Source organism: Peribacillus sp. P4_D6 (assembly GCF_056401795.1).
The window spans coordinates 1-14385 of the sequence record NZ_JBFUIQ010000018.1; the positions used below are offsets into that span (position 1 = coordinate 1).

Genomic DNA, 14385 nt, shown 5'->3' on the forward strand with positions numbered 1-14385 from the left:
ATCGAGGACTTAACCAACGCTTTTTAAAAAATGAAATACCTTCTTATTATCTAGTTTTGAAGGAACAACGTTCCTTTTATGTTTGGTGGCGATAGCGAAGAGGTCACACCCGTTCCCATTCCGAACACGGCAGTTAAGCTCTTCAGCGCCGATGGTAGTTGGGGGTTTCCCCCTGTGAGAGTAGGACGCCGCCAAGCCATTTATAAAGATCAGCCATCCGGCTGGTCTTTTTTTGTTTGTAATTAAAAAAAATTTCCGTTTTCAGGGACAGTACGGGCTGGCCTTATTTGAATTGGTTGCCATATCATGAGGAGGAATGGATGAGCTGGGGAAATGGGGCAGAATTCTTAAGGAGAAGAAAAATTTCAGGTTTTACATCCATTTATATAGGGTATTTATATAAGATATTTCAACTTTAATGTTCAATGGGGTATGTAACTACATATAATTTGGAGAAAATGGATATTACAGAAAGAAAATGCGTTTAAGTTGCAAAATGCATTATTCCTTGTATAATAATAGTCAAATATAGTCAAAGTCAGAATGGAGGAGGCTGAGTGAGAAACATATCTGATGTTATCGAAACTTATTTGAAGCAAGTACTTGAAATAAGTCAAAAAGATATCTTGGAGATAAAAAGAAGTGAAATAGCGGATAAATTTCAGTGTGTTCCTTCTCAAATCAATTACGTAATAAATACCAGGTTTACCATCGAGAGAGGTTATGTTGTAGAGAGTAAGCGTGGAGGCGGCGGTTATATACGCATCATGAAAGTGGAATCACAGGATTCCGTGCAACTTATCAACCACTTATTATCGCTTATTGGTTCCAGGGTAACTCAATCGATGGCTGAAGGAGTAATTTCACGGCTGATGAATGAAGACGTCATTAATGAAAGAGAAGCAAAGATTATGATGAGCGTCATAGATAGATCGGTGATTTATATCGACCTGCCTGACCGCGATGAGCTTAGGGCAAGAATTTTAACAGCGATGCTTACTACTTTAAAATATAAATGAAACTGGCAGAGGTGATGAACGTTGATTTGCCAAGAATGTCATCAAAGGCCTGCTACCCTGCACTTCACCAAAATCATCAATGGAAAAAAGACTGAAGTCATGATTTGTGAGAAATGTGCTCAGGAAAAAGGTGAAATGTTCATGGAGGCAGGTGGACCTGGTTTTTCAATAAATAATTTATTAGCAGGATTGTTGAATATGGAGTCGAATATTCAACAGACAAAGGCAAATGCATTTCCGAAAACGGAAGAGAGGCGCTGCCCGAATTGTCATCGATCTTATAAAGAATTTGTCCATATTGGCAAGTTTGGCTGTGCCGAATGTTATAAAACGTTCAATGAACAGTTAAATCCCATTTTAAAGAGGGTTCATAGCGGCAATACAGCACACATAGGAAAAATTCCAAAAAGGATTGGCGGCGCCATATATCTTCGAAAGCAAATTTTGGATTTGAAAGAAGTTTTAAAGGTCCACATTGATCAAGAGGAGTTTGAGAAGGCGGCAGAAGTAAGAGATAAGGTTCGTTCCCTTGAAAAAAGGTATGAAGCACAAGAGGGAGGCGAGGAATTATGAGCTTGGAAAAGTTTGTAGAAAACGCCTTGAGTTCCTGGATGAGTGCCGAAGGTCCGGAAATCGATATTGTATTGAGTTCGCGGATTCGGCTGGCCAGGAATTTCAAAGACTTTACCTTCCCAACCTCCTTTTCGAATGAAGAAGCTAATAAAATCATTGAATTGATTAAAAAAAGAATCGAAGAGGAAGTAACCCCAGAGATTGGGAAATTGGAGCTATTAGAGATTGACCAATTGCAGCCACTGGAAAAGCGCGTTCTGGTTGAAAAACATTTAATCAGTCCTCATTTAGTTGAAGATTCAGCGAAAAGCGCATGTCTCCTTTCGGAAAATGAAGAAATAAGTATCATGATAAACGAAGAGGACCATCTCCGTATTCAATGTTTAATGTCGGGGTTGCAGCTAAAGGAAACCTTAAAGATTGCAAATGTTCTTGACGATTGGATTGAAGAATCCATAGACTATGCATATGATGAAGAAAGAGGATACCTGACTAGTTGTCCGACTAATGTGGGAACAGGGTTAAGGGCTTCAGTCATGATGCATCTGCCGGGTCTGGTCCTTACACAGCAGATGAATAATATCATACCGGCTATCAACCAATTGGGGTTGGTGGTTCGAGGGATTTATGGAGAGGGCAGTCAAGCGTTGGGGAATATTTTTCAAATTTCCAATCAAATCACTCTTGGAAAATCGGAAAGGGATATCGTTGAAGATCTAACGAGTGTAGTGCAACAAATCATAGCCCAGGAACGGTCAGCGAGGGATGCATTAGCGAGGACTTCCCACATACAATTAGAAGATAGAATTTTCCGTTCATATGGGGTTTTGTCCAATGCTCGAATAATCGAGACAAAGGAAGCAGCTACATGTATCTCCGATGTTAGATTAGGGATAGATCTTGGGTATATAAAGAGTATTTCCAAAAGCATTCTAAATGAATTGATGATTTTGATGCAGTCGGGATTTTTACAAAAGTATGCAGGCGGCCCTTTAATACCCCATGAAAGGGATATCCGTAGAGCAGCACTCATCCGGGAACGCTTGAATTTCACGGAATCTTCCTCCTCATAGAGGTTATTGACCCCTTTAGGGAGAATTAAATTTCATGTAATAGATATGGAGCAAGAATAAGCTTCTGCCATTACTTAGAGAATTGCCAGCAATTTTATTCAAAACGAAAATTCTTAAGGAGGAATTCCCTATGATGTTTGGTCGTTTTACTGAAAGAGCCCAGAAAGTATTAGCATTAGCCCAAGAAGAAGCAATCCGTTTAGGTCATAATAATATTGGCACGGAACATATTTTACTGGGCCTGGTCCGAGAGGGTGATGGTATTGCAGCCAAAGCGTTATATGCTCTTGGATTGGGTCCGGAGAAGATTCAGAAAGAAGTGGAAAATTTAATTGGCCGTGGACAGGATACGGCTCAAACGATACATTATACCCCAAGAGCCAAGAAGGTCATTGAGCTTTCCATGGATGAAGCAAGAAAATTAGGTCACTCATATGTTGGGACAGAGCATGTCCTTCTAGGTCTTATACGAGAAGGGGAAGGTGTCGCTGCCCGCGTATTGAATAATCTGGGAGTAAGTTTAAATAAAGCCCGACAACAAGTATTACAACTTTTGGGCAGCAATGAATCAGGTGGTCATCAAGGTTCAGCCGCTGCAAATGCAAGCACGCCGACACTAGATGGCCTTGCCCGTGATTTAACGGCGATTGCAAGGGAAGGAAGCTTGGATCCGGTTATCGGAAGAAGTAAGGAAATACAGCGTGTCATTGAGGTATTAAGCCGTCGTACAAAAAATAACCCAGTATTGATCGGTGAACCTGGCGTTGGTAAAACTGCCATTGCTGAAGGGCTTGCCCAACAGATTATCAATAACGAGGTACCTGAGATTTTACGTGATAAACGCGTCATGACACTTGATATGGGTACTGTTGTGGCTGGCACTAAATACCGGGGTGAATTTGAGGACCGGTTGAAGAAAGTCATGGATGAAATACGTCAGGCGGGTAATATCATCCTATTCATCGATGAATTGCATACATTGATTGGTGCAGGTGGTGCAGAAGGTGCCATCGATGCCTCCAATATCCTTAAACCATCATTGGCCCGTGGTGAATTACAATGTATCGGTGCTACAACTTTGGATGAGTACCGTAAGTATATTGAAAAGGATGCTGCCCTTGAACGTCGCTTCCAGCCAATCCAAGTCGATGAGCCGACAATTGAGGAATCCATCCAAATTCTCAAAGGTCTTCGTGACCGTTATGAGGCACATCACCGCGTATCGATCACTGACGAAGCGATTGATGCTGCAGTCAAATTATCAGACCGTTATATTTCCGATCGCTTTTTACCTGATAAAGCGATTGACTTGATTGATGAAGCTGGTTCCAAAGTTAGGCTGCGCTCATACACAACGCCACCTAACCTAAAGGAACTTGAAGTGAAACTAGATGATGTTCGCAAGGAAAAGGATGCTTCCGTTCAGAGTCAGGAATTTGAAAAAGCTGCTTCGCTTCGCGATACAGAACAACGCTTAAGAGAACAATTGGAAGAAACGAAAAAAACTTGGAAAGAAAAACAAGGGCAGGAAAACAGTGAAGTGACTGTGGATGACATTGCACACGTCGTATCCAGCTGGACGGGAGTGCCGGTCACTAAATTGGCGCAAACGGAGTCAGACAAACTGCTTAATATGGAGTCAATCCTCCATGATCGTGTAATTGGGCAGGAAGAGGCCGTCATTGCGGTTTCTAAAGCAGTACGACGTGCAAGGGCAGGTTTGAAAGACCCTAAGCGGCCAATTGGTTCATTCATCTTCCTGGGACCTACAGGGGTCGGTAAAACCGAGCTAGCCCGTGCTTTGGCTGAATCCATTTTTGGTGATGAAGATGCCATGATCCGCATCGATATGTCCGAATATATGGAGAAACACTCGACTTCACGTCTTGTTGGATCACCTCCAGGATATGTTGGGTACGAAGAAGGCGGTCAGTTAACGGAAAAAGTGCGGAGGAAACCATACTCCGTCGTTCTGCTTGATGAAATAGAAAAGGCGCATCCGGATGTCTTCAATATTCTTCTTCAAGTGTTGGAAGACGGAAGACTGACAGATTCCAAGGGGCGTACTGTCGATTTCAGGAATACCATTCTGATCATGACATCGAATGTAGGGGCGTCTGCCTTGAAAACTGATAAGTATGTCGGCTTTAACATCCAGGATACTGGGCAGGACTATAAAAATATGAAAGGGAAAGTGATGGAAGAACTAAAACGTGCATTCCGTCCGGAATTCCTGAATCGTATTGATGAAACTATCGTGTTCCACTCATTAGAGAAGGATCATTTGAAACAAATCGTTACATTAATGTCAAATCAGCTTACTACCCGTTTGAAAGAACAGGAGATATACTTGGAGCTGACAGATGCGGCTAGAGAAAAAATTGCCACGGAAGGTTTTGATCCGGAATATGGGGCAAGGCCAATCCGCAGGGCGCTTCAGAAGCATGTAGAGGATTATCTATCCGAAGAGTTGCTTAAAGGCAACGTGAAAAAAGGGCAAACGGTCGTAATGGATGTCGTGAATAATGAGTTTGCAATCCGACAAGGCGAGCCTGTTAATGTAAGTGAATAACCTGATCCTAAACTTCGAGGTACACGCAGATTCTTTTGCAGTGTACCTCTGTTTTTTATCTATAGGTAGATATGAGTATAAACGGGACAAGCAAAGTGAATATTTTTTTAAAAAAACTTAGCCTTAAGAAGGTTTAAATAAAACAGAGATATAATATCCTTAATATAGATATTTTTTCCAAAGGAAGAGGAGTAATTTATGGCTGTAAAAAAGAAAACAAAATTTATGTGTCAATCTTGTGGGTATGAGTCCGCGAAATGGATGGGGAAATGCCCAGGCTGCGGTGAATGGAACAAAATGGTCGAGGAAACCGAAATCGTTAAACCTGCAAGAAAAGGCGCTTTTACCCATTCAGAGGTTAGAGTTTCCGGGGAACGGGAGAAGGCAGCACCCATAACGACCATTCAGTCAGAAAAAGAACCACGCATTAAGACGGATCTAATGGAATTGAATCGTGCTCTTGGGGGCGGGATCGTACAGGGATCACTTGTATTGATCGGAGGGGACCCGGGTATCGGTAAGTCCACCCTGCTTCTACAGGTATCATCCCAATTGGCGCATAAACAGAAAAAAGTGCTTTATATATCAGGTGAAGAATCAGTCAAGCAAACCAAATTGAGAGCGGACCGGCTTGGGACCATGTCGGAAAATCTATTCGTTTATTCTGAAACCGATATGGACTATATCCAACAGGCAATTACAGACGTTAAACCGGATTTGGTCATAATTGACTCGATTCAAACGGTTTACCATTCTGAGGTTACATCTGCCCCGGGAAGCGTTTCACAAGTGAGGGAATGCACAGCCTCACTCATGCGCATTGCTAAAACGAACGGGATTGCGATTTTTATCGTCGGTCACGTTACAAAAGAAGGGGCCATTGCGGGACCACGGCTGCTTGAGCACATGGTTGACACCGTATTATATTTTGAAGGGGAAAGACACCATACATATCGAATTATACGTGCGGTTAAAAATCGCTTTGGTTCGACTAATGAGATGGGTATTTTTGAAATGAAAGAACATGGATTGGAAGAGGTGGCGAATCCATCGGAAATTTTCCTTGAAGAACGGTCGCAAGGAGCTTCGGGGTCCACAGTCGTCGCATCCATGGAGGGCACAAGGCCGGTGCTTGTTGAAATTCAAGCATTGATTTCTCCTACGAGTTTTGGCAATCCGAGGCGGATGGCCACGGGAATTGACCACAATCGAGTTTCGCTTTTAATGGCTGTCCTGGAAAAGAGAGTGGGCTTGCTGCTCCAAAACCAAGATGCGTATTTAAAGGTTGCTGGCGGTGTCAAGCTGGATGAACCGGCAATTGACCTCGCTGTCGCAATAAGCATTGCATCAAGCTTCCGTGATAAACCAACAAACCCTGCCGATTGCATCATTGGTGAAGTGGGGCTGACTGGTGAAGTGAGAAGGGTGTCACGAATTGAACAAAGGGTGCAGGAAGCCGCGAAATTAGGGTTTGAGCGGGTTATCATACCGGCTAATAATATAGGAGGGTGGACCGCGCCGAAAGGTATTAAGATCATTGGTGTTTCATCGGTTTCTGAGGCTCTTAAACAATCGTTAGGGGGTTAAGCATGACAGATAAAAAAGGGTATGAGAAAACAAAATTGGAAATTCTGCAAATCGTAGCACCGGGTACCCCGCTTCGGGAGGGTATTGAAAATGTCCTGAGGGCAAACACGGGCGGTTTGATAGTGGCCGGATATAATGAGAAGGTGCGAACGATCGTGGATGGCGGCTTCGAAATCAACTGCAGCTGTACCCCCAGCACATTATATGAGTTGGCGAAGATGGACGGGGCCATCATTTTAAATGAAACCGCCGATAAGATCATTTTCGCAAACGCCCAATTAGTGCCTGATAACAGTACACCTTCCACTGAAACGGGAATGAGGCATAGGACAGCTGAACGGGTGGCAAGGGAGACCAAGTCGTTGGTCATCGCAATCTCACAACGCCGGAATGTCATCACTTTATATCAGGGCAATTTCCGGTATGCCCTTAAAGATATAGGAGTCATACTTGCCAAGGCTAATTTAGCCATCCAGACCTTGGAAAAATACAAGGTGGTCCTGCAGCAGAGCATATCGGTTTTAGGAGCGCTCGAGTTTGAGGAAATCGTGACCTATGCCGATCTTTTGCAGGTATTTCACCGTTATGTGATGGTGCTCAGGATCAAGGCGGAGCTGCTAACGTACCTTAATGAACTTGGTACGGAAGGAAGGCTGATCCGTTTGCAAATGAATGAAATCCTGGCAGATATTGAAACGGAAGGGAAATGGCTCATCAAGGATTATACCTCCAGTAATGATGAAAATCCCGAGGAAATCATTTTTAGGCTTCAAGAGTTGGCCATGCAGGAAAAACTGGATGAAAGCATTCTTCTTAAGGTGCTGGGCTATCATGGATACATTCATCTTGATGAGTCAGTACATCCCCGTGGTTACCGTATTCTTCATAAAATCCCACGCTTGCCGGGTTTGATCATCGAAAATTTAGTGAAACAGTTCGGAAGCTTTAGTGAAGTCAATAAAGCTACGGTTGAAAACCTTGACGATGTGGAGGGTATAGGTGAAGTCCGGGCAAATAAAATTAAAGAAGGACTCCGAATTTTGAAAAATCAGCTGGTCACAAATAGAAGGATGTAAGGTGCAGCCGGCTTTTAAAAAAACTCCTGAACGGGCTTGAAATTGATTGGTGTTTATTTTTGACACTCAAAACTCGGGGTGCTAGGCTAATATTACGAAAAAGAGAAGAATTCATATTTGTAAATCCACTATTCCTTAAGTGAATTTAATGTATATAGTGAAAACGAATTTTCAAGGTTTCATTTTATTTTATTGGTCAATAATGAGTAGAAGGAGGTGAAAGGGATGTTAAAACGCATTATACAAGCATGCTTCTTAATAGTCGGCGGAACACTTGGTATGTTGCTTATTCCGGAATTATTAACTGTTTTACATGCAGACGATATTGCTTTATTAAACAATCCTTATGTAAGTGTACTGTTGGGTGCCATTATCTTTTATCTTATAACTTTTTGGGCAGTAGATCACGTGATCTATTTTATGAAATGGCTGGAGGAACAGCTTGTAAAGATACCGATTACGGATATAATCTTTGGCAGCGTAGGTCTTTTAGTTGGATTGCTGGCAGCGTTCTTGGTTGGATCCGCATTCAGTGCCATCAAGGTGGTTCCTATCATCCTTACGCTTTTATTTGGATATCTTGGTTTTCAGGTGGGCTTTAAAAAACGTGATGAGCTATTGAGTTTATTCACGAAAAGCAATAAGAAAAAGAACACGGATGGTGAAGCAAGCGAAGAGGATGAAGAGGGGTATAGCAAGCGCCTGAAGATTCTCGATACAAGCGTCATCATTGATGGCAGAATTGCGGATATTTGTCAGACGGGCTTTCTGGAGGGTACCATCGTCATTCCTCAATTCGTATTAAACGAATTGCAGCACATTGCCGATTCATCTGATGCATTGAAAAGGAATCGTGGAAGGCGCGGTTTGGATATCTTGAATCGGATTCAAAAAGACCTGCCGATTAAAGTGGAGATGTACGAGGGGGATTTTGAAGACATTCAGGAAGTGGACAGTAAACTGGTGAAGCTTGCCAAAATATCGGGCGGAATGGTCGTTACCAATGATTTCAATTTAAACAAAGTATGCGAGTTTCAAAATGTGGCGGTACTTAATATCAATGACCTGGCCAATGCCGTAAAACCAGTTGTACTTCCTGGGGAAGAGATGAACGTTCAGGTCATAAAGGACGGGAAAGAGCAGAACCAGGGCATCGCTTATTTGGACGATGGAACCATGATCGTTGTCGAGGGTGGCCGTGACCATATCGGGAAACGGATCGATGTACTTGTCACAAGTGTATTGCAAACCTCTGCAGGCCGGATGATATTCGCTAAACCGAAACTATTAGAAAAAGCATTATAAAGAAGAGTAGGAGAAACCGTTATGTTTTATGAAGTAGTGATACCTGCAGCTGGACAAGGCAAAAGAATGAAAGCGGGCAAGAATAAACTTTTTATTGAACTATCGGGTATCCCGATCATTGTTTATACACTGCGTGTCTTCGAAGAAGATCCTGACTGTCGGGGGATTATCCTTTCAATAAACCCGGCAGAAACGGATTATTTCAATCAATTGATAGCAGTGTATGGTCTTAAAAAGGTCAAGAAACTGGTCATGGGTGGCAAGGAGCGGCAACAAAGCGTTTATAATGGACTGCATCATGCAGAAGAAGACATCGTCCTGGTCCATGACGGTGCCCGCCCTTTTATTAACCTAGGGCAAATCAGTGAATTGACTACTGCTGCCTCCCTTCATGGAGGTGCCGTAATTGCAGTGCCCGTTAAGGATACGATTAAAAAAGCGGCAAACAAAAAGGTATTGGAAACAGTGGAACGATCAAGCTTGTGGGCGGTGCAAACTCCACAAGCTTTTCGTGTATCCATATTAAAAAGGGCGTATGAACAGGCAGAAGCTGAAGAATTTTTAGGGACGGACGATGCAAGTTTACTAGAGCGGATCAATGAACAGGTAGTTATTATTGAGGGCAATTATGATAATATTAAGATTACGACTCAGGAAGACCTTTATTTTGCAGAAGCGATTTTACATAAACAACAACATGGAAAACGATGATTGGGGAGAATGATATGTTTAGAATAGGACAAGGATATGACGTTCATCAGCTTGTGGAAGGCAGGCCTTTGATAATTGGCGGGATTACGATTCCGTATGAGAAAGGACTGCTGGGTCATTCGGATGCGGATGTCCTTCTGCATACTGTTGCCGATGCCTGCTTGGGGGCAATTGGTGCAGGGGATATCGGTAAGCATTTTCCGGATACCGACCCTGAATTTAAAGATGCCGATTCGGCAAAACTGCTGCAGTATATTTGGGCGATCGTAAAAAAAGAAGGATATTCCCTAGGCAATGCGGATTGTACAATCATTGCACAAAGCCCGAAAATGGCACCGTATATCGAGGAAATGCGAGGCAGGATTGCAGAACTTTTAGATTCCTCGATAGACAGGATTAATGTAAAGGCGACCACAACGGAGAAACTTGGATTTACAGGCAGGGGCGAAGGAATCGCTGCACAGGCTGTTGTTTTATTGGTCAAATCAAACTAAATTGTTTTTAGAGTGGATGCCTTTATCCCAATGTATTTAAATGATAATATAAACAATAGAATAGAACGACTGGGAGGTCTATATATATCATGAGCAGCGATATTCGAGTTCGCTATGCACCGAGTCCGACTGGACATTTACATATTGGTAATGCACGGACTGCTTTATTTAATTATTTATACGCACGAAATAAAGGCGGGAAATTCATCATCCGTATTGAAGATACCGACCAAAAGAGAAATATTGAAGGCGGAGAGGAAAGTCAGCTTAAATATTTGAAATGGCTTGGCATGGATTGGGATGAAGGTGTTGATGTTGGCGGTGAATACGGTCCATACCGTCAATCCGAAAGGAACGACCTTTATCAGGAATTGTATCAAGAGCTTTTGGATAAGGGTTTAGCATATAAATGCTATTGTACGGAAGAAGAGCTTGAAGCAGAGCGTGAAGGAAAGGTCGAACGCAATGAAACGCCAAAATATTCCGGGAAGTGCAAGCATTTAACTGAGGAAGAGCAAGCGGAACTAGTGGCACAAGGAAGAAAACCGAGCATTCGCTTTGCCGTTCCAGCTGGGAAGGTCCTTACTTTCAAAGATATGGTCAAGGATGAGGTTTCATTTGAAACGGATGGCTTCGGTGATTTTGTCATCGTTAAAAAGGATGGCATTCCAACGTATAACTTTGCAGTGGCCGTCGATGATCACTTGATGAAGATTTCCCATGTCCTTCGCGGTGATGATCATATCTCCAATACTCCAAAACAATTGATGATTTATGAAGCTTTCGGCTGGGAACCGCCGGTATTCGGACATATGACGCTGATTGTAAACGAAAGCAGGAAGAAACTGAGTAAACGTGATGAGTCGATCATCCAATTCATTGAGCAATATGAAGAGCTTGGCTATGTACCTGAAGCTTTATTCAATTTCATTACATTACTAGGATGGTCTCCGGTCGGGGAGGAAGAGATTTTCACGAAGGAAGAATTCATTAATCTTTTCGATGCTGACCGTCTGTCTAAATCACCTGCACTTTTCGATAAGCAAAAGCTTACATGGATGAATAACCAATATGTGAAGCAATTGGACGTCAATCGTGCAGTGGAATTGTCATTGCCTCACTTAATTAAAGCCGGGAAGGTTTCAGAGACACTGACCGCCGAAGAAGAAGAGTGGGTACATGGGCTTGTTTCACTTTTTCAAGAGCAGATGAGCTATGGAGCGGAAATAGTCGAGCTTTCTGAACTGTTTTTCAAGGATGAGGTCGAGTTCGAGCAAGAAGCTAAGGAAGTGCTGGCTGAAGAACAGGTACCTGAAGTCATGAAAGCTTTCCTTCAGGAGATCGAAGGGCTTGAAGAATTTAATGCGGATGAAATCAAGAAGTCGATTAAAGCCGTACAAAAAAGCACAGGGCATAAAGGGAAAAAATTATTCATGCCGATAAGGGCTGCCGTCACGGGTCAAACACATGGTCCTGACTTGCCTAAGGCAATTTCATTACTGGGCAAAGAAAAAATTAAACAGCGTATTCAGAGTATTTTATATTAACAATTTGTCGAAAATGTAATATAGTATTTAATAATCTTACAAAAGAACGCGTAGATGGGGAGAAGTAAGTAAACGAAGCTTTTTAGAGAGAACCATAACCTGCTGAAAGTGGTTCAGGCCTCTCGTTTTCTGAAATGCACCCTTGAGTCCTTTGCTGAACTAACCTATAGTAGGCACAGGCGGAATGTCCTCCGTTACAGGGATTAAAGTTGGGGATGAAGAAACAGGAAAAAGCTTTACCTGGTTCGTACATTCCAAACAGAGTGGAACCGCGCTTCAAGCGTCTCTGTCTATTTGGACAGAGACGCTTTTTTATATGCTTTAAAAGCTTCAAAAGGGGATGTTGGAAAAGGACGGAACATAGGGGGGAATCATTTTGTTAAAGATGTTTAAAGAAGATATCGAAGTGGTTTTTGATCAAGATCCTGCTGCGCGCAGCTATTTGGAAGTCATATTGACGTACGCGGGTTTACATGCGATTTGGAGTCATAGGATGGCTCACGCACTATTTAAGAGGAAATTCTTTTTCCTAGCGAGAAGCATATCTCAAATCAGCCGGTTTTTTACCGGAATCGAAATTCATCCAGGGGCTACGATTGGCCGTCGTTTCTTCATTGACCATGGAATGGGGATCGTCATTGGCGAAACTTGTGAAATTGGCGACAATGTATCCGTCTTTCAAGGTGTAACTCTTGGGGGGACCGGAAAAGAAAAGGGAAAACGTCATCCTACGATAAAGGATAATGTTTTGATAGCTACAGGAGCAAAGGTGCTGGGTTCCATCACTGTTGGGGAAAACTCGAAAATCGGTGCGGGATCGGTCGTTCTAAAGGAAGTGCCACCTAATTCTACAGTGGTGGGCATTCCAGGTAAAGTGGTCATTCAAGATGGCATCAAAATCAATAAAGACCTAAATCATTGTGATCTTCCTGATCCAATCGCTGATCGCTTTAAGGAATTGGATAGTGAAATCAGAGCCTTAAGAGCAAGGTTGGCCGAACAGAAGCAGGAAGAAAGGAGTTTATAATATGGCGATTAAAATATATAACACAGCAACAAGAAAAAAGGAAACCTTCGTCCCGATTGAAGAGGGAAAGGTGAAGATGTATGTATGCGGACCCACTGTCTATAATTACATTCATATTGGCAATGCAAGACCGGCAATCGTATTCGATACCGTTCGTAGGTATTTGGATTACCGTGGATATGATGTGCAATTCGTTTCGAACTTCACGGATGTGGATGATAAGCTGATTCGCGCGGCAAAAGAATTGGGGGAAGATGTTCCGACCATATCTGAGCGTTTCATCAAGGCGTATTTTGAAGACGTGTCGGCATTGGGCTGCAAAAAAGCGGATGCTCACCCGACCGTAATGGAGAACATGGATGCAATCATTGAATTCATCTCGGCGCTAATCGAGAAAGGATTCGCTTATGAATCGGAAGGGGATGTGTACTACCGCACTCGTAAGTTTGAGGGATATGGCAAGCTTTCACATCAGTCCATCGATGAGCTTCGAGTGGGGGCACGTATTGAAATAGGGGAGAAAAAACAAGATGCCCTTGATTTTGCCCTTTGGAAAGCGGCCAAGGATGATGAAATATCATGGGAGAGCCCATGGGGTAAGGGGCGTCCTGGCTGGCATATCGAATGCTCCGCAATGGTCAAAAAGTATTTGGGGGATACCATCGATATTCATGCAGGAGGTCAAGATCTGGCATTCCCGCATCATGAAAATGAAATTGCACAATCCGAAGCATTGACGGGTAAAACCTTTGCGAATTATTGGATGCATAATGGGTATATAAATATTGAGAATGAAAAAATGTCTAAGTCCTTAGGCAATTTCGTCCTTGTGCATGACATCATTCAGAAGCATGATCCACAAGTGTTACGCTTCTTCATGTTATCAGTACATTACCGTCATCCGATCAATTATAGTGAAGAAGTGCTTGAAAATGTAAAAGCGTCCCTTGAACGCTTAAGGACATCATATCAAAATTTAAAGCATCGCCTTCAAGTAAGTGACGGATTGACTGAGAATAATGATGTTTGGTTGGAGAAGCTGAATGATTTACATGAACAATTCATTAAGGAAATGGACGATGATTTCAACACAGCCAATGCAATATCCATGCTTTTTGAACTTTCCAAACAGGCAAATTATTACTTGATGGAGAAAAACACAGACAAGGAAGTAATTGATGCTTTCCTTGATAAATTCAACACCTTATTTTCTGTCCTCGGTTTGTCCCTTGAAGAAGAGGGGCTTTTGGATGAGGAAATTGAAGGGTTGATACAGCAAAGGATTCAAGCGCGGAAAGACCGCAATTTTGGATTATCTGATGAAATTCGCGATCGCTTGAAAAACATGAATATCATATTAGAGGATACCCCTCAAGGTACAAGATGGAAAAGAGGGTAATT

12 protein-coding genes, 1 rRNA gene and 1 other annotated feature are annotated in these 14385 nt (G+C 42.6%); all 13 genes read left to right on the top strand.

From position 1 onward, the window contains the following. Positions 1-81 precede the first annotated feature (81 nt). Positions 82-197, top strand: a 5S ribosomal RNA gene (rrf, locus tag AC1DVB_RS08505). A gap of 360 nt (positions 198-557) precedes the next feature. Continuing rightward, entirely contained in the window at positions 558-1019 is a 462-nt protein-coding gene (locus AC1DVB_RS08510; protein WP_034305095.1) for a CtsR family transcriptional regulator, read from the top strand. A 21-nt stretch (positions 1020-1040) separates the two neighbouring features. Next, positions 1041-1592 (top strand): UvrB/UvrC motif-containing protein, encoded by a 552-nt coding sequence (locus tag AC1DVB_RS08515; RefSeq protein ID WP_230136138.1) that lies wholly within the window; start codon positions 1041-1043, stop codon positions 1590-1592. Further along, positions 1589-2665, top strand: coding sequence for a protein arginine kinase (locus AC1DVB_RS08520; protein WP_477588955.1), 1077 nt, complete (start codon positions 1589-1591; stop codon positions 2663-2665). The genes AC1DVB_RS08515 and AC1DVB_RS08520 overlap by 4 nt, the downstream gene beginning before the upstream one ends. Before the next feature lie 130 nt (positions 2666-2795). After that, positions 2796-5237 (top strand): ATP-dependent protease ATP-binding subunit ClpC, encoded by a 2442-nt coding sequence (clpC, locus tag AC1DVB_RS08525; RefSeq protein WP_034305090.1) that lies wholly within the window; start codon positions 2796-2798, stop codon positions 5235-5237. Positions 5238-5435: 198 nt separating this feature from the next. Then, positions 5436-6824: a DNA repair protein RadA gene (gene radA, locus AC1DVB_RS08530; RefSeq protein ID WP_053537036.1), complete on the top strand. Its 1389-nt coding sequence runs from the start codon at positions 5436-5438 to the stop codon at positions 6822-6824. A gap of 2 nt (positions 6825-6826) precedes the next feature. Then, positions 6827-7900, top strand: coding sequence for a DNA integrity scanning diadenylate cyclase DisA (disA, locus tag AC1DVB_RS08535; RefSeq protein ID WP_034305085.1), 1074 nt, complete (start codon positions 6827-6829; stop codon positions 7898-7900). A 225-nt stretch (positions 7901-8125) separates the two neighbouring features. Continuing rightward, positions 8126-9205, top strand: a complete 1080-nt coding sequence (locus AC1DVB_RS08540) for a PIN/TRAM domain-containing protein (protein WP_096340940.1) — start codon at positions 8126-8128, stop codon at positions 9203-9205. Positions 9206-9226: 21 nt separating this feature from the next. Continuing rightward, positions 9227-9916, top strand: a complete 690-nt coding sequence (gene ispD, locus AC1DVB_RS08545) for a 2-C-methyl-D-erythritol 4-phosphate cytidylyltransferase (RefSeq protein ID WP_230134327.1) — start codon at positions 9227-9229, stop codon at positions 9914-9916. A gap of 14 nt (positions 9917-9930) precedes the next feature. Continuing rightward, a complete protein-coding gene (ispF, locus tag AC1DVB_RS08550; RefSeq protein ID WP_057276469.1) occupies positions 9931-10410 on the top strand; it encodes a 2-C-methyl-D-erythritol 2,4-cyclodiphosphate synthase in 480 nt (159 codons plus the stop codon). Positions 10411-10499: 89 nt separating this feature from the next. Further along, entirely contained in the window at positions 10500-11957 is a 1458-nt protein-coding gene (gene gltX / locus AC1DVB_RS08555; protein WP_477588958.1) for a glutamate--tRNA ligase, read from the top strand. 42 nt (positions 11958-11999) lie between these two features. Further along, positions 12000-12248, top strand: a binding site (T-box leader). An 85-nt stretch (positions 12249-12333) separates the two neighbouring features. Beyond that, entirely contained in the window at positions 12334-12984 is a 651-nt protein-coding gene (gene cysE, locus AC1DVB_RS08560; protein WP_034305073.1) for a serine O-acetyltransferase, read from the top strand. Position 12985: 1 nt separating this feature from the next. After that, a complete protein-coding gene (gene cysS, locus AC1DVB_RS08565) occupies positions 12986-14383 on the top strand; it encodes a cysteine--tRNA ligase (RefSeq protein WP_057276472.1) in 1398 nt (465 codons plus the stop codon). The last annotated feature ends 2 nt before the right edge of the window (positions 14384-14385 follow it).

Bases quoted from the DNA above. Each gene is read 5' to 3' on its own strand.
- AC1DVB_RS08520 (WP_477588955.1), top strand. From the start codon at position 1,589: ATGAGCTTGGAAAAGTTTGTAGAAAACGCCTTGAGTTCCTGGATGAGT.
- clpC (WP_034305090.1), top strand. From the start codon at position 2,796: ATGATGTTTGGTCGTTTTACTGAAAGAGCCCAGAAAGTATTAGCATTA.
- radA (WP_053537036.1), top strand. From the start codon at position 5,436: ATGGCTGTAAAAAAGAAAACAAAATTTATGTGTCAATCTTGTGGGTAT.
- disA (WP_034305085.1), top strand. From the start codon at position 6,827: ATGACAGATAAAAAAGGGTATGAGAAAACAAAATTGGAAATTCTGCAA.
- AC1DVB_RS08540 (WP_096340940.1), top strand. From the start codon at position 8,126: ATGTTAAAACGCATTATACAAGCATGCTTCTTAATAGTCGGCGGAACA.
- ispD (WP_230134327.1), top strand. From the start codon at position 9,227: ATGTTTTATGAAGTAGTGATACCTGCAGCTGGACAAGGCAAAAGAATG.
- ispF (WP_057276469.1), top strand. From the start codon at position 9,931: ATGTTTAGAATAGGACAAGGATATGACGTTCATCAGCTTGTGGAAGGC.
- gltX (WP_477588958.1), top strand. From the start codon at position 10,500: ATGAGCAGCGATATTCGAGTTCGCTATGCACCGAGTCCGACTGGACAT.
- cysS (WP_057276472.1), top strand. From the start codon at position 12,986: ATGGCGATTAAAATATATAACACAGCAACAAGAAAAAAGGAAACCTTC.